A 19,903-nucleotide genomic window follows, 5' to 3' on the forward strand; every position below is an offset into this window, starting at 1 on the left:
CCATTCCGGCCGCAGATGCCACCATGTGCGCGATTCGAAAGGTCAGGGGACGATCGCGTCGATGTAGCCGCCGTCGACGCGGACCGCGGCACCCGTCGTCGCCGAGGCGAGCGGGGACGCGAGGTACGCGACCATGTTCGCGATCTCCTCCGGTTCGATGAGCCGCTGCAGCAGGGACTGGGGGCGGTGCACGCGCATGAACTCGCGCTGGGCCTCCTCCCACGGCAGCTCCGGGTCCACGAGCGAGTACACGAAGTCCTCCACGCCGCCGGTGTGGGTTGGCCCCGCGAGCACCGAGTTCACCGTCACGCCCGTGCCGGCCGCCTCCTTCGCGAAGCCCCGGGAGACGGCGAGCAGCGCGGTCTTCGACATCCCGTAGTGGATCATCTCCGCGGGGATCACGACCGCCGAGTCGCTCGCGATGTCGAGCACCCGACCCCAGCCACGCTCCGTCATGCCGGGCAGGGTCGCGCGGATGAGCCGGACGGCGGCGAGCACGTTCACGTCGAAGTACCGGCGCCACTCGTCGTCGGAGATGTCGAGCGCGGGGGTGGCCCCGAAGATGCCGAGGTTGTTGACGAGGATGTCGACGTCTCCGGTGGCGGCGAGGACGCGGGCGGCGCCGTCCTCCGTGGTGACGTCGCCCGGAGCCGGGACGAGGTTCCGGTCCGGATTCTCCTCCTGCAGTGCGGCGACGACCGACGACACGGTCTCGGGGTTCCGGCCGTTGACGGCGACCCGTGCGCCCGCGTCGGCCAGAGTCGTGGCGATGGCGAGTCCGATGCCCTGGGTGGAACCCGTGACGAGGGCGGTCTTCCCGGCGAGGTCGATACGCATGATGTCTCCTCCGTGTCGCTGCGGCCTTCGGTACAACGCCCGCCGCGCCGGATTCATGCCGGCGCGCTCGCTCCGGGACGGCAGGGGCTGGGACTCCGGCATGCGCGCACCGTCTCCGTGCGGGACGGGGAACGTTCCTGAGGAGGCGGAGCGGGGAGCGTTTTCGATCCCGCGAGGGGGGGAGCTCGGGGCGCGGGAGAACGGTGCGGGACGGGAAACGTGCCGGGGGAGACCGGAAGGGGAGCGTTTTCGATCCCGCGAGGTGCGGGGGTCGAGGGACGGGGCGGGGGTCAGAGGGGGATGGGGGTGCCGGCGCGGGACGCGGACTCCTGCGCGGCCTTCACGATCTCGACGGTGCGGATGCCGACACCGGCGTCGGGCTGGGGCTGACGGCCCGCGCGCACGGCCCGCACGAACTCCTCGAGCAGCAGGGCGTCGAGGTCGGCCCCGACCGGGGTCCAGGTCTCGCCGTGGGCATCGTGTCCGGCCACGCCCTTCGCGAAGGGGCTCACGGTCACGGTCCCGCGCTCGGCCACGACCTCGAGGGTGAGGCCGCCCCAGGTCGGCGAGCTCAGCGGCCAGCTCCACGAGCAGTCGATCGTGGCGATCACGCCGCTCGGGTACTGGATCGTCACGAGGCCCCCGGTCTCGACCGCGAGGTCGCGCTCCCCGTGCAGGATGCTGTTCGACACCGCGCGGACGGTCTGCGCCCGCTCGCCCAGGAGCTCGTCGAGGAGGTCGGCGCAGTGCACGACGTGGTCGACCAGGGCACCGCCGCCGGCGAGCGCGGGATCGGTGAACCAGGCCCGGTCCTGCGGGAGCTTGCCGTTGTTGATGCCGGTGACGCCGAGAATCGTCCCGAGGCGTCCGCTGCGCAGCTCGGCGACGGCGTCGCGCACCGCGGGGGAGAAGCGCACCGGGTACGCCACCATGAGCAGCACGCCCGCCCGGTCGCAGGCGTCGCGCATCGCGATCGCGTCCTCGACCGTCGTCGCCAGCGGCTTCTCGCACAGCACGTGCACGCCGGCCGCGGCGGCCTGCTCGACGAGGGCGCGGTGACGGGAGTTCTCGGCGGCCACCACGACCGCGTCCGGACCCCAGGCGAAGGCCTCGTCGTAGGTCTCCACATAGGCCACCCCGAGCTCCGCGGCCAGGGCGGCACCGCGCGGAGCGTCGTCCGGGGCGGAGGCGCCGTCGGGATCGGCGGCGATCAGCTCGACACCGGGCATCTGCTGCAGCGCGTGCACGTAGCTGAGGGCGTGCGTGTGCGCGAAGGACAGCACGGCGATCCGCAGCGGACGGGGAGCGGTCATCGGGTGGCCTCCTCGGCGACGGCGACGGCGGGGGACGAAGCGGGGAGGGCGACCGGGGCTCCGGAGGCGATCGAGGCGTAGGCGGCCTCGGCGACCGCGACCGCCTGGATGCCGTCCTCCGGGGTGACGGCGGCCTCGCGTCCTTCCGCGATGGCGGCCACGAAGTCGGCGATCTCCGCGTAGTACGGGCTCTCCTCGGGTGACATCGGCGGCAGGTAGTCGGTCGCGCCCTCGACGAGCACGGCGTCGGTGCGCAGCGTGTGGTCCTCGGCGCTGTCGTAGCGCAGGCGCCCCTCGGAACCGGCGACCTCGACGCTCGTGCGGAACGGCATGCCGGGCTGCACCCAGCTCGCGTGCACGTGGCTGATGACCCCGTTGCGGTGGGTGAGCACGACATGCGCCGTGACCGGGGCCGGAACGCGGTCGTCGACCGTCGGCGGGTTCTGCACGGCGTAGACGCTGTCGACCGGCCCGGCGAACCACAGCGCCTGATCGATGTCGTGGATCATGAGGTCGCGGATGACGCCGCCGCCCGCCCGCTCCGAGAAGAACCAGGGGGCCTGCGGCGCGGCGCCCAGGCGACGGAAGCGCTGCACAGCGGGGGTACCGATCTGCCCGGCGTCGATGCCGGCCTTGATCCGGCCGTACTCCCCCATGTAGCGCACGACGTGGGCGGGGAAAAGCCGCACTCCCGCGGCGGCTGCGGCGGCGGTCACCTCGGCGGCGGCCTCCGCGGTCGCGGCGAGCGGCTTCTCGCAGATCACGTCGACCCCGCGGGCGATGGCCCGAAGGGCGAAGTCGGCGTGGGTGCTGCTCGGCGTGACGATGTCGACGACGTCGACCTGCTCCAGGAGCGCGTCGACGTCGGCCACGACCTCGAAGCCGTACTCGGCGGCGATCTCCTCCGCGCCCTCCTTCGAGGTGACGAAGCCCTGCACGCCGAGCGCCCGCCAGGCGTCGGCGTGCACGCGGGAGATCCCGCCCGCGCCGATGAGTCCGACCTTCAACGTGCTCACTGCTTCTCCTCGGGGTCGTCGCCGGCCGCGGGGTCGTGCGGCAGGGGGGTGATCGGTGGGGCGGGCATGTCCTCGATGCCGTAGATGTCGCCCGGATGCCGCTGGAACGCATGCACGACGGCGCCGTGGGCGGCGGCTTCCGCTCCCAGCCGCGCCTCCGCGACGGGCACCTGGAACGGCAGACCGAGATGGCCGGGCAGGGCGGCGCGCAGGGGGTCGAGCAGCTGCTCGTGCGCGGCCGAGAGCCCGCCGCCGATCACGACCATGGCCGGATCGACCGTCATGATCAGCGTCGCGATCCCATGGGCGAGTTCGTCGATGAAGCCGTCGAGCTCCTCCCGGGCGGCCCGCTCTCCGCTGCGCGCCAGGGCGAACACCTCGGCGGCGGTCGGGGCGGTGCGCCACGAGATCTGCCCGGTCTCGGTGTTCAGCCCCCGGAACGCGAGGCGGCCGATGTCTCCCGCCGCGTTGTGGATGCCGCGCCGGGGGCGGCCGCCGAGGATGAGGCCCATGGCGATGCGGTTGCCGACCGAGAGATAGATCACGTCGTCGACGAGCTGCGCGACGCCGAGGTGATGCTCCGCGACGGCCGCGAGCCGCACACCGTTGTCGACCGCCACGGGGCAGCCGAACGCCTGGCGCAGCTGCGAGCCGATGTCGATGCCGGACCACTCCGGGATGACGACCGAGGTGGTGACCCGTCCGTCGTCGTCGACGATGCCGGGCAGGGAGACGCCGATCGCCCGCAGACCGGTGCGCGGCAGCGAGAGCCGGGCGAGCGTGCGTCGCACGTCGTCGATCACGGCGGCGAGCTTGGCCGGGCCGTCGGGCTGCTCCGCGACGCCGGGGAAGGTGCGCTGAGCGATGACCACCCCCGCGAGGTCCGCGACGACGACCCGCACGCTCGCGACGCCGACGTCCACGCCCACCACCACACCGGCGGCGGCGTGGAACGAGTAGCGGCGGGCGGGCCGACCGGCACCTCCGCCGACCTGCGCCGGGGCGTCGACGAGGAGGCCGGAGTCGGAGAGCACCGCCACGGCGTTCTCGACGGAGGTGCGGGAGACCTCGAGTGACCGGGAGAGGTCGCTGACCGTCGCCGGTCCGGCGTCGCGCAGCCGGAGTGCCGACCGCGCCACGATCGAGAGCGGACTGGTCGCGCCCATCGGGTCCCTCCTTCGTCTCCGCCGTTGGTGCGATCAAATTAGCACACCCGATTCTCAGATCGGGGATTGTTGTTCACGGCCGAGAAACACGGCCGAAACAAGGCTCTGAGAACTTGTGCTTGACGAATTATCCAAAGGCAATGTCATAATGAACCGTACTCAGCACGGTTTACGCAAAGGAGCACCATGCGCGTCAGCAAGATCACCGGCGTCGTCGCGGGAGTCGCGGCCGCCACCCTGTTGGCCGGATGTTCGGCCGGCGGAGGCAACACCGCAGAGGGCGAGCAGGACATCACGGTCTGGCTCTACCCCGTCATCGCCGACGAGGCGGTGCACAAGGACTTCTGGGACTCGACCATCGAGGCGTTCGAGAAGGAGAACGAGAACGTCAACGTGAAGTACGAGATCTTCCCGTGGGCGAACCGTGACGAGGCCCTGCAGACGGCGATCGCCGCCGGCAAGGGACCGGACGTCGTCTACCTCATCCCCGACCAGCTCGCGGCGTACCAGAAGTCGATCGCCCCGCTGAACGACCTGCTCAGCGAGGAGCGCGAGGGCGACCTGCTCCCCAACGTCAAGGAGTCGGTCACGCTCGGCGGCGACATCCTCGGCGCCCCGATCCTCACCAGCGCGCAGCCGCTCATCTGCAACGCAGCCGCGTTCGAGGCGGCCGGGGTGACCGAGTACCCGGAGACGTGGGACGACATCGCCGAGATGGCTCCGGCGTTCATCGACAAGGGCATGTACGCCCTCAACTACCCGGCGTCGGCCGAGAACACCCTCAACCTCACCTACTACCCGCTGCTCTGGCAGGCCGGCGGCGAGGTCTACACCGAGGACGGCGAGGTCGGCTTCGACAGCAAGGCCGGCGAGGAGGCGCTCACCTTCCTGACCGACCTGGCCGAGGAGGGCGCGCTCGACCCGGAGGCCCTCACCACCAACGTCCCGCTGGAGCAGACCGCCATCGCCCAGGGCAAGGTCGCCTGCACCTGGAACAACGCCGTGACCGAGGTCGCGCCGTTCTGGGGCGAGGAGAACGTCAAGGTCCTCGCGCCGCTGACCGACAAGGAGTCCGTGGCCTACGGCACCGTCGGCTCCCTGTCCGTGCTCAAGGGCTCGAAGGCCCCCGAGGCCGCAGCCGCGTTCGCCGAGTTCGCGACCGGCGCCGACGTCGTCGAGCCGTACCTCAAGGCCGCCGGCTACTTCTCCGCGCTCAGCACCACCGAGCCGCTGTACGCCGACGACCCGCTCCTCGGTGAGGTCGAGAAGTACGTCCCCGACACCACGGTGGGCGAGCTCGACGCCAGCTCCCGTGCGCTCATGGGCGTGCTCTCGCCGGAGATCCAGGCCGCCCTGCTCGGCCAGAAGTCCCCGGCCGACGCCCTGAAGGACGCCGCGGCCGCCGCAGCCCCGCTGCTGCAGAAGTGACACCCGGGGGCGTGCGGGTACCCGCCGCACGCCCCCTCTCTCCCGCCCCCCACGTGAGGAATCGACAATGACGACGGCCACCACGGCGCCGAAGCCCGCAGGACGGGTCGCCCGGGTGCTCGCCCGACGGGAAGCGCGCGTCGCGTTCCTGTTCGTGCTCCCCGCCTTCCTGCTGTTCATCGCCTTCCGCTTCGGCCCGAGCATCGCGGGTGTGGCGCTGAGCTTCTTCGACTACGACATCTCCGGCGAGATCGCCTGGCGCGGCCTCGACCACTTCCAGCGCCTCGTCGCCGACCCGCTGTTCTGGCGGGCGCTGGGGACCACCCTCATCTACACGGTCTTCGCGGTGCCGATCGCGCTCGTGCTGTCGACGATCATGGCCCTCGGCGTGCGCCGCGCCTTCCGCGGCGCCCGGTTCTTCCGCTCGATCTTCTTCCTCCCCGTCATCACCTCGCTCGTGCTGGCCGGCTCGATCTTCGTCTGGATCTTCTCCGCCAACGGTCCCTGGTCCGCGCTGATGACCCCACTCGGCCTCGGCGGCTCCTGGCTCGGCAGCACCGTGCTCGTGATCCCGGCGATCGTCGTCGTGGGCGTCTGGTCCCGGTTCGGCTACGGGATGATGATCCTCATCGCCGCCCTGCAGGACGTGCCGCGCGAGCTGGAGGAGGCGGCGCTGGTCGACGGCGCGAACGCCTGGCAGCGCTTCCGGTGGATCATCCTCCCGCACCTGCGCCCGACCTTCTTCTTCCTCGCGGTGATCGAGACCACGGCCGCCTTCCAGGTCTTCGACGTCATCTACGTGATGACCCAGGGCGGGCCGGCGAATGCCAGCTACTCCCTCGTCTACATGCTCTACGACCAGGGCTTCCGCTACTTCGACTACGGCTACGCGGCCGCGGTGGGCGTGGCCCTGTTCCTCATGACCCTCGTGGTCGCCCTCATCCAGCGCCTCGTGATCGGAAAGCAGAAATGACCGCCCTCCTGCAGCCGCCGACGCAGACGACGGCGCCCGCGACCCGTCCCGCCGCGCGGAAGCGCCGTTCGTTCCGCGCGCTCGAGCCGACCGGCTGGGGCATCGCCGTCCGCTGGATCTGGCTGAGCATCGCCGGCATCCTCAGCTTCTTCCCCTTCTACGCCATGGTCGTGCTGAGCCTGAAGCCGGGCATGCTCGTCGAGCTCCCCGGCTCGCTGCTCCCCTGGAACGACATCTCGTTCGAGGCGTACGAGCAGGTGCTCGCCGGGCAGAACATCCTCGTCTGGCTGTTCAACACGCTCGTCTACTCGCTCGTGTCGGTCGTGGCGGTGCTGTTCCTCTCCGCGCTCGCCGGATACGCCTTCGCCAAGAAGCGCTTCCGCGGCAAGGAGGTCATGTTCTGGTCGTTCCTGGCGATGGTCATGGTGCCGTTCCACGTGACGCTGATCCCGACGTTCATCCTCATGGCGAACCTCGGCGGCATCGACACCTACTGGGGCCTCATCCTGCCGACGCTCGCGAACGCGCAGGCGGTCTTCCTCATGCGCCAGTTCATCCAGGGCCTCCCCGACGAGCTCTTCGAGGCCGCCCGCATCGACGGGGCCGGCGAGTTCCGCATCTTCCTGCGGATCGTGCTGCCGCTGTGCAAGCCGATCCTCGCGACGCTCGGGATCTTCGTCTTCCTCTGGCACTGGAACGACTTCCTCTGGCCGCTCATCATCGCCAAGTCCAACTCGATGTTCACCCTCACCGTGGGCATCTCGTCGCTGCAGCAGCAGGATGTGCCGCTCAGCACCATGCTCGCCGGCTCCGTCGTGGCGCTGCTGCCGATCTTCCTCGCGTACCTCATCGCTCAGCGGTACGTGCAGGAGGGCGTCACCGGCACCGGGATCAAGGGCTGAGAAGAAGGGAATCGCACGACAATGACGCAGTACGCATTCGCCTCCGAGGCCGAGCTCGAGGAGGCGCTGGCCACCCCGAGCGACGGGCTCGTGGCCGACCTCTCCCAGGGTTCGGGAGACCTCGTGATCCTCGGCGCCGGCGGCAAGATGGGACCGACCCTGGCGATGCTCGCCCGGCGCGGCCTGGACGCCGCCGGCCGCACGGACGACGCCGTGTACGCGGTCTCCCGCTTCGGCGACGCCGCCATCCGCGAGCGCCTGGAGGCCGCGGGGGTCCGCGTCGTGCCGTTCGACCTCATCGAGAACGACGACCTCGCCGGTCTCCCCGATGCCCCGAACGTGGTGTTCATGGTGGGCGCGAAGTTCGGTGCCGCGACCAACGCCTCCTGGGCGTGGGAGGTCAACGCGGCTCTTCCCGACCGCATCGCCCGCCGCTACCGCGACAGCGCGATCTCGGTGCTCTCCACCGGGAACGTGTATCCGTTCGTCCCTGCCACCTCGGGCGGTGCCGCCGAGGAGACCACGCCCGCGCCGATCGGCGAGTACGCGCAGTCCTGCCTCGGTCGGGAGCGCGTGTTCGAGTTCGGGGCGCAGGAGCGCGGCACCAAGGTCGCGATCATCCGTTTGAACTACGCCGTCGACCTCCGCTACGGGGTGCTCGCCGACATCGGCAGCGCCGTGCACGCGGGCGAGCCGGTCTCGGTCGCCACCGCGAACGTCAACGTGATCTGGCAGGGCTACGCGAACGAGGTCGTGCTGCGCAGCCTCGTGCATGCCTCCACCGACCCCTTCGTGATCAACCTCACCGGTCCGGAGCTGCTCAGCGTCTCCTCGATCGCCCATCGTTTCGGCGAGCTGTTCGAGCGGGAGGTCGAGATCGTCGACGAGCCGCAGCCGACCGCGCTGCTCAGCGACGCCCGCCGCTGCATGGCCCTGTTCGGCTACCCGTCCGTCTCCGCCGAGGAGCTCATCCGCATGCAGGCCGGCTGGATCCGCGACGGGCTGCCCATGATCGCCAAGCCCACCAAGTGGGCCGTCCGGGACGGGAAGTTCTGATGACCGACGCCGCTGCGCGGACGGCGACCGTGCCGTCGCTGCGCCCTGAGGCCGCCGCGACCCTCGCCCGCGGTGCCGTGATCCCGGCCCATCCGCTCGCCCTCACCGCCGCGCGCACGCTCGACGAGCGGCGGCAGCGGGCGCTCTCCCGCTACTACCTCGACGCCGGGGCCGGCGGCCTCGCCGTCGGCGTGCACACGACGCAGTTCGAGATCCGCGACCCGGAGCATGCGCTCTTCGAGCCGGTGCTCGCACTGGCCGCGGAGGAGATGGACGCCCGCGACGATGCGACCCTCGTCCGTATCGCCGGCGTGGCGGGCGACACGGCTCAGGCGGTCGCCGAGGCGGAGCTCGCCCGCTCCCTCGGCTACGACGCCGTGCTGGTGAGTCCCCGCGTCGCGGGTGCGGACGAGCGTGCCCTGCTCGACCGCGCCCGCGCCGTCGGCGAGGTGCTGCCGCTGGTCGGCTTCTACCTGCAGACCGCGATCGGCGGACCCGTGCTCGACCGCGAGTTCTGGCGGGAGTTCGCCGCGATCCCCTCCGTCGTCGCGGTGAAGGCCGCTCCCTTCGACCGCTATCGCACGCTGGAGCTCGTACGGGGCGTGGCCGCCTCGGGCCGCGCCGACGAGATCGCGCTGTACACGGGCAACGACGACGCGATCGTCGCCGACCTGCTCTCCGAGTTCCACGTGGACTCCCCGTCCGGGCGGCGCACCCTCCGGTTCGTCGGCGGGCTGCTCGGCCAGTGGGCGGTCGGCACGCACGCGGCGGTCGCGCTGCTGGAGCGGGTGCATCGCGCCCTGGCGGGAGACGCGGAGGCCTACCGTGAGGTGGGACGCCGTGCCTCGGACATGGTGGACGTGAACCAGGCCGTGTTCGACCCGGGCAACGACTTCCACGGGGTCATCGCCGGGGTGCACGAGATGCTCCGCCAGCAGGGGCTTCTCGAGGGCACCTGGTGCCTCGACCCGGCCGAGGGCCTCTCCCCGGGACAGGCGGAGGAGATCGCCCGCGTCCGGCAGGCGTATCCGGAGCTCAACGACGACGCGTTCATCGCCGAGAACCTCGAGGCCTGGCTGCGATGACCGCCGGGACGAGCGCTCCGACCGTCGTCGCGGTCGTCTCCGCGGAGCTGTTCGCCGAGTTCTTCTCGCCCGACGATGCGGCGCGCCTGGAGGCCGTCGCGGCGCGGCTCGGCGGGACGTTCGTGCGGGTGGACCGACTCGCGGATGCGGTGCTCGACGAGGCGCGCGTCGTGGTGACGAGCTGGGGCGTGGGTCCTTTCGATCACGCCGTGCTCGCCACCCTTCCGAAGCTCGAGCTCATCGCGCACACCGGGGCCACGATCAAGCCGTTCGCGACCGACGCGCTCTTCGACCGCGGCGTGCGGGTGACGCAGGCCGGGGCGGGGATGGCCCGGTCGGTGGCTGAGGTCTCGCTGACCTTCACGCTCGCCCTGCTGCACCGGGTGCCGGAGATGCACGACGCGCTGCGCGCCGGCGACGGATGGTGGGACGCGGAGGCCGTCGGGGTGCAGCACGAGATCCTCGGCGCCCCCATCGCGGTCATCGGCGCCTCCCGGACCGGGCGGGCGTACCTCGACCTGCTCCGTGCCCTGGGCGCCGAGCCGCTGCTCGTCGATCCCACGCTCGACGCGGCCGAGGCGTCGTCCCTCGGGGCGGAGCTCGTGACGCTCGACGAGGCGCTCCGCCGTGCGCAGATCGTCGCGGTGCACGCCCCGACCCTGCCGGAGACGCATCACCTGATCGGTGCGCGCGAGCTCGCCCTGATGCCGGACGGGGCCGGCCTGGTCAACACGGCGCGGTCCTGGCTGGTCGACGAGGCCGCCCTGCTCGCCGAACTGCGTCGTGGCCGGTTGAGTGCCGCGATCGACGTGTTCGACGAGGAGCCGCTGTCCGCGGAGAGTCCCTTCCGTTCGGCACCGCGCGTGCTGCTCACCCCGCACCGCGCGGCCGGGACCAGGGAAGGCCGGCTGCGGCAGGGGCGGATCGTCGCCGACGAGCTCGACGCCTTCGCCGCGGGGCGTCCGCTCGCACACGCCGTCGACCGCGCCCAGCTCTCCTCGATGGCATGAGCGCCGTGGTCGTGCGGTCGGCGCGGGCGGAGGACCAGCCCGCTCTCGCGGCACTGTGGGCGGCCGCCTTCACGCCGCCCCTCGCGCCGGACCAGTGGCTCGTGGACGACGAGCGGCTGAGCCACACGCTCGTCGCGGAGGACGACGAGGGCGTGTGCGGGTCGATCTACGGACTGCCGAAGAGCCTGCGGGAGTCGGACGGCGCGGTGGCGCGGGTGCACGCGATCGGCAGCGTCGCGGTCGCCGAGCGGGCTCGGGGCCGGGGACTGGCCCGCCGGCTCGTGGCCGCCACCCTGGACGCGGCGGGTGACGCCGACTGGGCCCTGCTGTTCACCGGAACCCCCGAGGTGTACCGGTCGAGCGGCTTCACGACCTTCTCGATGCCCCGCACGATGGCCGGACCGTGGGCGGCGTCGGCGACGGCCGTGGAGCTCGCCGCGGTCGTGCGCAAGTCCGTGGGACTCGGCGTCCTCGGCCCGCTGCGCGAGGTCTACGAGCGCTCCCGCACCGGTGTGGTCGTGCTCGCCCCGGTGCGCGGCGACCGCGACTGGACGATGGCGGAGGTGCGACTGCGGGGCGCGACGCTGTACCGGCTCGCCGAGGCGGACGCGACGGTCGGCTACGCGGTGGCGGAGGTGCGCGACGGCGTCGGGCTGCTGCACGAGAGCGCGACCGATCCCACTGCGGCCGATCCGGCCGGGGTGCGTCACGCGGTGCTGGAGGCCGTGGCCGCGGACTGGGCCGCGGCGGGCGTCCGCACCTGCGAGCTGGCCGTCCCCGCGCTGGCGGCGGAGGAGCGCGCTGTCCGCCCATTCGCTCCGGCGGCCGTGCGGCAGGACGACCGCACCGGGATGATCCGCCCGCTGCGCCGCGAGGCCCGGGTGGACGGCATCCGCCACTTCACGGCGGGCGACTACTTCTGAGCATCCGCTCGGAGAGCGCTGGGGATCGGGGACTGATCGGTGACCGCGATCCGGCCGAGGGCCGGACGCCTGACCGCGGCGAGGACGCCGCAAGGAGGATGAGCATGACCCAGCTGGACACCACCACCGAGACCGCGGCGATGCGCAGTCGACGGATGCTGCTCGCCGGTTTCGGCGCCGCCGCCCTGGGCGGGGTCGCCGCGATCGGCGCCCCCGCCGCCGCCCAGGCCGCCGGACCCGTCGTGCCGCAGGAGTCGTCGGGCTCGAAGAACGTCGCGCACGGAGGCGTCGCCACCGCCCTCGCGACGCGCAAGGGCAAGGACGGCGACCTCGTGCGCACGAGCGGCTACGCGGCCCCCGGCGACGGCGGTGACGGGCTCTACCGCTTCGTGAAGAAGGACGCCCCCGCGGCCAACGGCGGCACGGTGCTCGCGGGGCCGAAGGGCGGCGCCTGGGTGCTCGTGCACGACGGCACGGTCGACTTCCGGAAGTTCGGCATCATGGACGCCTCCGCGCCCGCGGACGACGCGCTCGACGCGATGGTGGGCGACGCCCGGGTGCGGCGCGTGGAGGCGCACACCGACCTCAACTTCGTCCGCCGCCATAAGTTCTCCCGGTCCAACATCGCGTTCGACTTCGGGAATCACCTGATGACGACCGAGGGCATCGAGAACGCCGGGAAGGACGACCCCTTCGCGGCCGTCATGTTCTTCCGCGGCGAGGTGACCGACGCGGTGCAGGAGGCGAAGCTCGGCGAGGACGTGCCCGACCTCGCCGACATCTTCCCCGTCGCCGACTCGTCGTTCTTCGCGGTCGGGGAGTGGTACGCCGCCGAGGTCAACGCGCTGTCTGGTCGCTGGGAGCGCGAGCTGCAGCGGCTGGTCCAGGTGACCCAGATCGTCGACGGTCGGCACATCCGCGTGAACTACAAGAACGGCTGGCCGCTCGGCAAGGACCGCACGATGACCTGGCGGCACGTGAAGCCGGTGCAGGACGTGACGGTGTCGAACCTGAAGTTCCTCGGCAAGGGGACGGACGAGTACACGGGATCGCACCCGCTGGCCTTCGAGTACGCGGTGCGCTGCGACGTGGACCACATCGACGGCACGGCGACCTTCTGGCCGCTGATCCAGCGCCGATGGAACACGTACTTCACCACGGAGAGCTGCACGCTGAAGAACCCGACCTCCGTCACGTGGGGTGGCGCCGGCTACCTGACGCAGCAGATCTACTGCCTGTACGGGTACGTCGCCAACTGCCACACCGCCAACGCCCGGCACCTCAACGACTTCACCGCGAGCGCCTACTGCCTCGTGGAGAACTGCCACGGGGACGGCGACGACCAGGGTCCCTTCGTCACGCACGGCCAGTACGAGCACGACCTCACCTACACGGGCAACTCCGGTCTCATGACCTTCGCGAACTCCGGGGCGGCGTGGGGCTCGGCGGCCAAGCGCATCACCGTCCGCAAGCACGTGTGCTCGTGGTTCGTCGCGCGCGTGCGCATCACCGACCTGACGCTGGAGGACGTGCAGGTGATCGGCAAGCCCTCGCTCACGGGCTCCGGGATGCTGTGGATCAACGCGGACGGCGCGCAGCTGCGCGGCTGCACCGCGTCGGACACGCTCATCATCACCCAGGCCTCCGACAACTCCGCCCGCCCGACCGTGATCGCCGACTCGCACTTCACGTTCGTCGCTCCCGGCGAGCTCACCAACGCGACGGTGACGACGCCGGTGACCTTCGTCGACACGGTGCTGAACCGCGTCGGTGGCATGAAGATCAACGGCCCGGGTGCGGTCACCTTCCGCGGCTCGACCCTCTCCGGCGCCGACGATGCCGCCCCCATCGCCTCGGCGACGGCGAAGCTGCGCGTCGAAGGCTCCACGCTCCGCAACGCCCGCATCGCGGCCGCCGGGAAGGACCGTCAGGTCGTCGAGATCGCGGGATCCGAGGTGTCGGCGAAGGGCGGGACGACGGTGTCGCGGTCGGGTGCGGGCGAGCTGCACCTGACCCTCTCCGACAGCACCTTCCGCGCCGAGGGGACGACCACGCACGTCGCCGTGACGAGCGGAGCGACCCACTACCGCGCGGTCGGCAACCGGTTCGAGGGCGGCGCCCTGGAGCTCCGCGACGACGCGTTCGGGGCCGGGTCGACGCTGCTGCACACCGGCAACGTGGAGGCCGGCGTCACCCGTACGGCGTTCCCCGCCGAGGGCGACCGCGTCGTCGACACCGCCAACCTCGTCGTCGGCTGATCCCGCCGGGCACGACTTCGGAGCTGCGGCGCGACCCGCCGCCTCCTCGGCCCCGTCTACGGCGTGTCGCCGGGGGTCTCCGAAGTCGTGCCCGGGCGGTGCCGGGGGCTGTCCGGGTTCAGGAGCGAGTGCCGACGGCTGTAGGCGAAGTACACGACGAGTCCGATCACGAGCCAGACCCCGAACCGGAGCCACGTCTCGGGGTGGAGCTGCGAGATGAGGAAGAGCGAGAAGCCCACGCCGACGATCGGGACCACGGGCATGAACGGCAGCCGGAACGTCCGCGGCGCATCCGGCTTGGTGTAGCGGAACACGATCACGGCGATGCAGACGACGACGAAGGCGGCGAGGATGCCGATGTTCGTGAGGTCGGCGACGGCGCGGATGGGGAACACGCCCGCGAAGAACGCCGCGCCCAGCCCCGCGATCCAGGTGACCCGCTGCGGGACGCCGCGGCGGTCGACCCGCGCGAACCAGCCGGGGAGCAGTCCGTCGCGGCTCATGCTGAACCACACCCGGGTGGCGCCGAGCAGGAACGTGAGCATGACGGTGAGGATCGACACGACGGCGAACACCGAGATGACGGAGGCGACGACCGGGAGCCCCACGCCCGTGAACGCCGAGGCGAAGCCCGCCTTCGGATCGATGTCCTGGTAGTTCTGCATGCCCGTGAGCACGAGCGTCGCGGCGACGTAGAGCACCATGGCGATCACGAGGGACAGGATGATCGCCTTCGGCATGTGCCGACGCCCGTCCTTCGCCTCCTCGGCGGCCGTGCTCATCGCGTCGTAGCCGAACACCGCGAAGAACACCGTCGCGGCACCGGTGAAGACGGGGCCGAAGCCGTTCGGCAGGAAGGGATCGTAGTTGGCGGGGTCGATGAAGAAGACGCCGAGGACGACGATGAACACCACGAGGAGGATCTTGATGGCCACGGCGACGAGTTCGAAGCGGCCGAACGTGCGGGTGCCGCGCCTCAGCAGGAACGTCACGAACAGGCAGATGAGGATGGCCGGGATGTTGACCACACCCCCTGGCTGGTCGGCGGTCTCCGTGATCGCGGTCGGCAGCTCCAGCCCGAATCCGGAGAGGAATGCGTCGAGATAGCCGGAGATGCCGATCGCGACGACGGCCACGATGGCGACGTACTCCAGGAGCAGGTCCCAGCCGATGAACCAGCCGACGAGTTCGCCGAGCGCGACGTAGCCGTAGCTGTAGGCGGAACCGGCCCGCGGGATCATGCCGGCGAACTCCGCGTACGACAGCGCGGCCGCTGCCGACGCGAGCCCGGCGATGAGGAAGGAGAGGACGACGGCGGGACCCACGGCGGGAGTCGTCGCATCGCCGTGGGCGACGAGTCCGGCGAGCGAGAAGATCCCGACGCCGACGATGCCGCCCACGCCGATCGCGGTGAGCTGCCAGAGCCCGAGCGTCCGGAACAGACCGCTCCCGCCCGACTCCTCCGTCATGTCGCTGACGGGCTTGCGGCGCCACACGGACGTCGTGGAACGGGGTCGATCTGTCCGGGGCATCGTCGCCTTCTCTCGTCAGGAACGGGAGAACGTTACCTTCGCCGACGCGCCGTCACAAGACCGTGGATCCGGCGGCGGACGCGGTGCAGCAGCGGCATCTCCAGGTAGATCACGAGGGGGACGGCGATGGTGACGAGCACCAGCGTGCGCACGACGATCGGGAGTCCGGAAAGCGGGGCGGCGAGGACCAGGTTCAAGACCGTGAGGGTCGGGAAGACGGCGATCCAGATCATCAGCGCGAGCTGGTGCTGCGTGGGCGGGGGGACGGGGGTCGCCGTCGGGGCGGGTGCTGCGGACATTGCTGTGTTCCTTCTCTCTCGGGGGTCAGGCGCCGCGGTGGGTCGCGAGCTGGGCGGCGAGGTCGTCGTCGGTGAGGTCGGCGTTGAGGGCGATCGCGGCGGCGGAGCCCTGTCCGGCCGCGGTGATGAGCTGCGCACGCGGATCGGCGACGTTCCCGGCGACGGAGACCCCTGGCACGCTCGTGCGCCCGCCGGCATCGTGCCGGACCCACCCGTTCTCGTCGGTCTCGCAGCCGAGAACGTGGAGGAGGGCGTCGTGAGCGCGCATCTCGGGGCGGACGAACACCGCGGCGCGCTCGACGTGCGTGCCGTCGCTCAGCTCCACGCTCTGGAGGCGGTCGGCCTCGACGATGAGGCGGGAGACCTCGCCCGGATGCACCCGGACGCCGCGCGCGTCGAGACGTTCCCGCTCGTCGTCCGTGAGCGGCCGGGTGTGGGGGAAGTAGACGACGTCGGCGGACCACTGGGCGATGAGGAGCGCGTGGGCGACCGACGCAGCCGTGCCGCCGATCACCCCGAGAGCGCGATCCCGCACCTCGTACCCGTGGCAGTACGGGCAGTGCAGCACATCGCGCCCCCAGCGCTCCCGCAGACGAGGGATGTCGGGGATCTCGTCGCGCAGGCCCGTGGTGACCAGCACCCGTCGGGCTTCCAGCCGTCGCCCGTCGTCGAGGGTGGCCGTGAAGCCCGGGGACAGCTCGGCGACGCGTCCGTCGATGATCGTGCCTCCGTAGCCCGCGACCTCGTCGCGACCGCTCGCGAGCAGCGCAGCGGGCGCGGCGCCGTCCCGGGAGAGGAAGCCGTGCAGGTGCGCCGCGGGGGCGTTGCGGGGCTCCCCCGCATCGACGATCGCGACCGTGCGTCGGGCGCGGAGCAGGACCAGGGCGGCGCTGAGGCCGGCGGCACCGCCGCCGACGATGAGCACATCGAATCTCTTCATGCCAGGAGAGTCGCCCCGGAGGTGCCGGGCCGGCAAACTTCTTTGCTGCTCCTGGGAAATGCGGCCAGACTGAGGACGTGCAGGGGGACGAGATCGACGCGACGCTCGACGGCGTGGGCCCGCGGTTGCGGTGGCTCCGGAAGCAGCGGGGGATGACGCTGACCGACCTGGCCGACGCCACGGGGATCTCCACGAGCACGCTCTCGCGGTTGGAGACCGGGCAACGCCGACCGAGCCTCGAGCTTCTCCTCCCGCTCGCCCGCGCCCACCGGGTGCCGTTGGACGACCTCGTCGGGGCGCCCGACGTCGGCGATCCGCGCGTGCGATTGAAGCCGCGCCGCGTGCACGGCCGGATCGTCGTGCCGCTGACCCCGCACGCCGGTCCGGTCCAGGCCTGGAAGATCCTCATCCCGGGGAGTCAGGTGAATCCGCGTCCCCGGGCGCACGAGGGGCGCGAATGGCTCTACGTGCTCAGCGGCACCATGCGGTTGATCCTCGGCACGCGCGATCTGCGCATGGCAGCCGGTGAGGTCGCCGAGTTCGACACGCACGTGCCGCACTGGTTCGGGAGCGCGGACGGGGAGCCCGCCGAGGTGCTCAGCCTGTTCGGCCGACAGGGCGAACGCGTCCACGCGGGCGAGTCGGGCGCGCAGCCCGAGGGGTGACGGCCGAGGCCCACGCCTCGGGGGCGATCAGCGGACGAGCTCGGCGATCCAGTCGGTGGCGATGACCGCTTCCCGGCGCTGGAAGTCGCGGAGCGTCGTCATCCCGTCCGGCGCGGGAAGACGGCACTTCTCGAACCAGGCGCCGCCCGCGGCGGACAGGAGGGCGACATGGTCCTGCGTGGTCGACCCGGCGAAGACGGGGTGATCGAGCAGGGGATCGACCTCGGCCGCGGCGTCCTCCACGCGGAGGTCGAGCAGGTAGAGGAGGGCGTCCTCCCACCCCGCGCCGCGGGCCGCCCACGGCCAGTCGAGCAGCCGTGCGCGGCCGGAGTCCTCGATGAGGATGTTGTCGGCCCGGAGGTCGGCGTGCAGGAGCCGATCGCCCGCGACCGCGGTGCCCACGCGTTCCGCCGCCGTGCGGAGGAGGTCGACGTTCTGCGCACACCACGGCGTGGTCGTCTCCAGGAGCCCGGCCTCCTCGAGCCGCCGCCAGGATCCGGAGTCGTCGTGCAGCTCGTCGGCGAGGCGGGGAAGCGTGCGCGGCGCCTCGGCCGTGGCCAGGGCGGCGATCGCATCCAAGACGTGCGCGGTGTCGGGCGCGGTGGCCGAGCGTTCCGGATGACGACCCTCGACGTCTTCGATGAGAAGCACCGCCCACCCGTCCGCGGTGAAGGCGTCGACGAGGTGCGCGGCGGGGAGGGAGCGGGGGATCGCGCCGAGCACCTCGGCCTCCCGCACGTAGAGCGCGAACGTGCCTTCCGCGGACTCCTGCACCGCCTTGACGAACAGCCGCCGTCCGTCGGCGAAGGTCAGCCGTGAGGCCAGTCCCGCGGAGAAGCCGCCGTCCTGCGACTGCGCCCGTGTCACCGGGGAGCCCGCGAACCCCTCGACCCGGGCTCGGAGAGCGGGAGGGAGCTGGGTCCAGTCGAGGCGCGCCATCGCCCCAGCGTAGACGGCGGGCGCTCAGCCCCCGGCCACGCCGACGAGCGCGGCGCTGCGCTGCCAGAGGGCCTCGGCGAGAGCGGGGTCGTGCACCTGCGGGTTCACGCGGGTGCTGAGGACGCGCTCGTCGTAGTAGCCGCCGGAGACCCAGGTCTCGCCCGGCGTTCCCTCGAGGAACCAGCGCAGCGTCGCGCCGCCGCGGTCGCTGCCGATGAGGACGAGGCGGCGCAGCGGGGTGCGGTAGACGAGGCGCATGATGCTCGACGATTCGGCGGCGAAGTTCGTCGCCACGGTGCCGGGGTGGAAGGCCACCGCGTCGAGACCCTGCGCATGGAACTTCTCGTGCAGGCTCTTCGCCATCAGGACGTTGGCGAGCTTGGCGTCGCCGTAGGCCTTGTTCGGGGAGTACCGGCGGGTGTTGTCGAGATCGTCGACGTCGAGATGCCCGAAGAGGCGATGCGCGACGCTGGAGGTGTTCACGACCGCGCCGCGGGCGGCGAGCAGCTGCGGGAGCAGGAGGTTCGTCAGCAGGAACGGGGCGAGGTGGTTCACCTGCATCGTCTTCTCGTGCCCGTCGACCGTGGGGGTGCGGTCGCCGAAGATGCCGCCGGCGTTGTTGGCCAGCACGTCGATGCCCGCTGCACCCACGGCGTCCGCGAGCTGCGCGGCGAGCGCGCGCACGTCGTCGAGGCGCGCGAAGTCGGCGGTGAACCACTCCGCGCCGGTCTCGTCCGCCACGGCCCGCATCTTGTCGGGCGAACGGCCCACGAGGAGCAGGCGGTGCGGGGATCCGGCGAGCTGGCGGGCGGCGGCGGCTCCTATCCCGTCCGAGGCTCCGGTCAGGACGATGGTGCGCGCGGCCACGGCGGCGCTCACTCGGCCGACGGAGTGATGCGGCGGACGGCCCTGGTCACGTGCTCGGTGATCACTGCGCGCGCCTGCTCCGGATCGCCGGTCGCGATGGCGTCGACGATCTGCTGGTGGCTGCGCACGTGCTCCTCCTGCTCGGCGGGGTCGAGGGCGGAGTTGGCCGCCTGGATGAACCCGGCGATCCGGCCACGGAGCTGGGCGCTGAGCTCGTCGAGGAACCGGTGCTCGGCGAGGTCGGCGAGGGTCTCGTGGAAGAGGCGGTCCTGGCGCAGGACCTCGGCCACATCGCCCGGCGCCGCAGCCGCCATGGCCTGGATGATCGCTTCCAGCCGGGCCGCCGACTCGTCGTTCCACCGCTCCTGGACCCGGATCGCCATGAACTGCTCCAGCACGATCCGCAGGCTCGAGATCTCCTCCAGGTCCTGCGCGCTGAGCTGGGCGACGCGGGCGCCGCGGCGGGGCTCGCGGGTGATGAGGCGCTCCTCGGCGAGCCGGGTCAGGGCCTCGCGCACGGGGATGTGGCTGACGCCGAGACGGTCGGCGAGCTTGCGCTCCACGAGCCGCTCGCCGGGGGCGAGCTCTCCGGAGTGGATCGCCGCCCGCAGCTCGTCCGTGACCTGCTCGGCGATGTTCTGATCCGACACGCTGCGCATCCGGGGCCCTTCTCGATCTCGCGCGGCCCGGTGCT

General features: G+C 71.8%; 19 protein-coding genes. 9 read left to right on the forward strand and 10 right to left on the reverse strand.

Annotated features, from left to right (window positions below):
* Positions 1 to 42: 42 nt before the first annotated feature.
* The 4 genes from B7W94_RS03535 to B7W94_RS03550 all read right to left on the reverse strand — a co-directional run bounded on the left by B7W94_RS03535 (position 43) and on the right by B7W94_RS03550 (position 4,332).
* Positions 43 to 837, reverse strand: a complete 795-nt coding sequence (locus B7W94_RS03535; protein WP_085604378.1) for an SDR family NAD(P)-dependent oxidoreductase — start codon at positions 835 to 837, stop codon at positions 43 to 45.
* Positions 838 to 1,127: 290 nt separating this feature from the next.
* A complete protein-coding gene (locus tag B7W94_RS03540) occupies positions 1,128 to 2,150 on the reverse strand; it encodes a Gfo/Idh/MocA family protein (RefSeq protein ID WP_085604381.1) in 1,023 nt (340 codons plus the stop codon).
* Complete coding sequence (locus B7W94_RS03545; protein WP_085604384.1) at positions 2,147 to 3,166, reverse strand: Gfo/Idh/MocA family protein; 1,020 nt, start codon at positions 3,164 to 3,166, stop codon at positions 2,147 to 2,149. The genes B7W94_RS03540 and B7W94_RS03545 overlap by 4 nt, the downstream gene beginning before the upstream one ends.
* Positions 3,163 to 4,332, reverse strand: a complete 1,170-nt coding sequence (locus tag B7W94_RS03550; protein ID WP_085604388.1) for an ROK family protein — start codon at positions 4,330 to 4,332, stop codon at positions 3,163 to 3,165. Before B7W94_RS03550 ends, B7W94_RS03545 begins: the two co-directional genes overlap by 4 nt.
* A gap of 186 nt (positions 4,333 to 4,518) precedes the next feature.
* Here B7W94_RS03550 and B7W94_RS03555 point away from each other — a divergent pair, with 186 nt between their 5' ends.
* The 8 genes from B7W94_RS03555 to B7W94_RS03590 all read left to right on the forward strand — a co-directional run bounded on the left by B7W94_RS03555 (position 4,519) and on the right by B7W94_RS03590 (position 13,967).
* The gene (locus B7W94_RS03555; protein WP_085604391.1) at positions 4,519 to 5,760 is read left to right on the forward strand and encodes an ABC transporter substrate-binding protein; all 1,242 of its coding nucleotides are present in this window, start codon (positions 4,519 to 4,521) and stop codon (positions 5,758 to 5,760) included.
* A 67-nt stretch (positions 5,761 to 5,827) separates the two neighbouring features.
* Positions 5,828 to 6,733 (forward strand): carbohydrate ABC transporter permease, encoded by a 906-nt coding sequence (locus tag B7W94_RS03560; RefSeq protein ID WP_062633348.1) that lies wholly within the window; start codon positions 5,828 to 5,830, stop codon positions 6,731 to 6,733.
* The gene (locus tag B7W94_RS03565; protein WP_085604394.1) at positions 6,730 to 7,635 is read left to right on the forward strand and encodes a carbohydrate ABC transporter permease; all 906 of its coding nucleotides are present in this window, start codon (positions 6,730 to 6,732) and stop codon (positions 7,633 to 7,635) included. Before B7W94_RS03560 ends, B7W94_RS03565 begins: the two co-directional genes overlap by 4 nt.
* 21 nt (positions 7,636 to 7,656) lie before the next feature.
* A complete protein-coding gene (locus B7W94_RS03570) occupies positions 7,657 to 8,691 on the forward strand; it encodes an NAD-dependent epimerase/dehydratase family protein (RefSeq protein WP_085604397.1) in 1,035 nt (344 codons plus the stop codon).
* Positions 8,691 to 9,776 carry a dihydrodipicolinate synthase family protein gene (locus B7W94_RS03575; protein ID WP_051582230.1) on the forward strand — a complete coding sequence of 362 codons (1,086 nt, stop codon included), beginning with the start codon at positions 8,691 to 8,693 and terminating at the stop codon, positions 9,774 to 9,776. The genes B7W94_RS03570 and B7W94_RS03575 overlap by 1 nt, the downstream gene beginning before the upstream one ends.
* Positions 9,773 to 10,786, forward strand: coding sequence for a hydroxyacid dehydrogenase (locus tag B7W94_RS03580; protein ID WP_085604400.1), 1,014 nt, complete (start codon positions 9,773 to 9,775; stop codon positions 10,784 to 10,786). Before B7W94_RS03575 ends, B7W94_RS03580 begins: the two co-directional genes overlap by 4 nt.
* Positions 10,783 to 11,709 carry a GNAT family N-acetyltransferase gene (locus B7W94_RS03585; protein WP_085604402.1) on the forward strand — a complete coding sequence of 309 codons (927 nt, stop codon included), beginning with the start codon at positions 10,783 to 10,785 and terminating at the stop codon, positions 11,707 to 11,709. Before B7W94_RS03580 ends, B7W94_RS03585 begins: the two co-directional genes overlap by 4 nt.
* 104 nt (positions 11,710 to 11,813) lie before the next feature.
* Entirely contained in the window at positions 11,814 to 13,967 is a 2,154-nt protein-coding gene (locus B7W94_RS03590; protein WP_085604405.1) for a peptidase C14, read from the forward strand.
* 56 nt (positions 13,968 to 14,023) lie between these two features.
* Here B7W94_RS03590 and B7W94_RS03595 read toward each other — a convergent pair whose 3' ends face one another.
* From B7W94_RS03595 to B7W94_RS03605, 3 genes are read right to left on the reverse strand one after another with little or no spacing between them, the layout of a single operon-like run.
* Positions 14,024 to 15,499 (reverse strand): APC family permease, encoded by a 1,476-nt coding sequence (locus B7W94_RS03595; RefSeq protein WP_085604408.1) that lies wholly within the window; start codon positions 15,497 to 15,499, stop codon positions 14,024 to 14,026.
* A gap of 32 nt (positions 15,500 to 15,531) precedes the next feature.
* Positions 15,532 to 15,798: a hypothetical protein gene (locus tag B7W94_RS03600; RefSeq protein WP_060922902.1), complete on the reverse strand. Its 267-nt coding sequence runs from the start codon at positions 15,796 to 15,798 to the stop codon at positions 15,532 to 15,534.
* Between the two features lie 25 nt (positions 15,799 to 15,823).
* The gene (locus B7W94_RS03605) at positions 15,824 to 16,738 is read right to left on the reverse strand and encodes an NAD(P)/FAD-dependent oxidoreductase (protein WP_029989520.1); all 915 of its coding nucleotides are present in this window, start codon (positions 16,736 to 16,738) and stop codon (positions 15,824 to 15,826) included.
* Positions 16,739 to 16,815: 77 nt separating this feature from the next.
* On the opposite strand from B7W94_RS03605, the gene B7W94_RS03610 reads away from it, so the two are divergent.
* The gene (locus B7W94_RS03610) at positions 16,816 to 17,403 is read left to right on the forward strand and encodes a helix-turn-helix domain-containing protein (protein WP_025104143.1); all 588 of its coding nucleotides are present in this window, start codon (positions 16,816 to 16,818) and stop codon (positions 17,401 to 17,403) included.
* Between the two features lie 27 nt (positions 17,404 to 17,430).
* Here B7W94_RS03610 and B7W94_RS03615 read toward each other — a convergent pair whose 3' ends face one another.
* Genes B7W94_RS03615 through B7W94_RS03625 form a run of 3 tightly spaced genes read right to left on the reverse strand, consistent with a single transcriptional unit; the run spans position 17,431 to position 19,868 of the window.
* The gene (locus B7W94_RS03615) at positions 17,431 to 18,342 is read right to left on the reverse strand and encodes a phosphotransferase (protein WP_085604411.1); all 912 of its coding nucleotides are present in this window, start codon (positions 18,340 to 18,342) and stop codon (positions 17,431 to 17,433) included.
* Between the two features lie 24 nt (positions 18,343 to 18,366).
* Positions 18,367 to 19,221 (reverse strand): SDR family NAD(P)-dependent oxidoreductase, encoded by an 855-nt coding sequence (locus tag B7W94_RS03620; protein WP_253247375.1) that lies wholly within the window; start codon positions 19,219 to 19,221, stop codon positions 18,367 to 18,369.
* Positions 19,218 to 19,868 (reverse strand): GntR family transcriptional regulator, encoded by a 651-nt coding sequence (locus B7W94_RS03625; RefSeq protein WP_025104140.1) that lies wholly within the window; start codon positions 19,866 to 19,868, stop codon positions 19,218 to 19,220. Before B7W94_RS03625 ends, B7W94_RS03620 begins: the two co-directional genes overlap by 4 nt.
* Positions 19,869 to 19,903 lie beyond the last annotated feature (35 nt).

Origin of the sequence: Microbacterium sp. LEMMJ01, from assembly GCF_002114135.1 — a bacterium.
Taxonomy (GTDB): Bacteria; Actinomycetota; Actinomycetes; order Actinomycetales; family Microbacteriaceae; genus Microbacterium.

Bases quoted from the DNA above. Each gene is read 5' to 3' on its own strand.
- B7W94_RS03550 (WP_085604388.1), bottom strand. From the start codon at position 4,332: ATGGGCGCGACCAGTCCGCTCTCGATCGTGGCGCGGTCGGCACTCCGG.
- B7W94_RS03540 (WP_085604381.1), bottom strand. From the start codon at position 2,150: ATGACCGCTCCCCGTCCGCTGCGGATCGCCGTGCTGTCCTTCGCGCAC.
- B7W94_RS03570 (WP_085604397.1), top strand. From the start codon at position 7,657: ATGACGCAGTACGCATTCGCCTCCGAGGCCGAGCTCGAGGAGGCGCTG.
- B7W94_RS03600 (WP_060922902.1), bottom strand. From the start codon at position 15,798: ATGTCCGCAGCACCCGCCCCGACGGCGACCCCCGTCCCCCCGCCCACG.
- B7W94_RS03605 (WP_029989520.1), bottom strand. From the start codon at position 16,738: ATGAAGAGATTCGATGTGCTCATCGTCGGCGGCGGTGCCGCCGGCCTC.
- B7W94_RS03560 (WP_062633348.1), top strand. From the start codon at position 5,828: ATGACGACGGCCACCACGGCGCCGAAGCCCGCAGGACGGGTCGCCCGG.
- B7W94_RS03625 (WP_025104140.1), bottom strand. From the start codon at position 19,868: ATGCGCAGCGTGTCGGATCAGAACATCGCCGAGCAGGTCACGGACGAG.
- B7W94_RS03565 (WP_085604394.1), top strand. From the start codon at position 6,730: ATGACCGCCCTCCTGCAGCCGCCGACGCAGACGACGGCGCCCGCGACC.
- B7W94_RS03580 (WP_085604400.1), top strand. From the start codon at position 9,773: ATGACCGCCGGGACGAGCGCTCCGACCGTCGTCGCGGTCGTCTCCGCG.
- B7W94_RS03535 (WP_085604378.1), bottom strand. From the start codon at position 837: ATGCGTATCGACCTCGCCGGGAAGACCGCCCTCGTCACGGGTTCCACC.
- B7W94_RS03615 (WP_085604411.1), bottom strand. From the start codon at position 18,342: ATGGCGCGCCTCGACTGGACCCAGCTCCCTCCCGCTCTCCGAGCCCGG.
- B7W94_RS03590 (WP_085604405.1), top strand. From the start codon at position 11,814: ATGACCCAGCTGGACACCACCACCGAGACCGCGGCGATGCGCAGTCGA.
- B7W94_RS03595 (WP_085604408.1), bottom strand. From the start codon at position 15,499: ATGCCCCGGACAGATCGACCCCGTTCCACGACGTCCGTGTGGCGCCGC.
- B7W94_RS03575 (WP_051582230.1), top strand. From the start codon at position 8,691: ATGACCGACGCCGCTGCGCGGACGGCGACCGTGCCGTCGCTGCGCCCT.
- B7W94_RS03585 (WP_085604402.1), top strand. From the start codon at position 10,783: ATGAGCGCCGTGGTCGTGCGGTCGGCGCGGGCGGAGGACCAGCCCGCT.
- B7W94_RS03555 (WP_085604391.1), top strand. From the start codon at position 4,519: ATGCGCGTCAGCAAGATCACCGGCGTCGTCGCGGGAGTCGCGGCCGCC.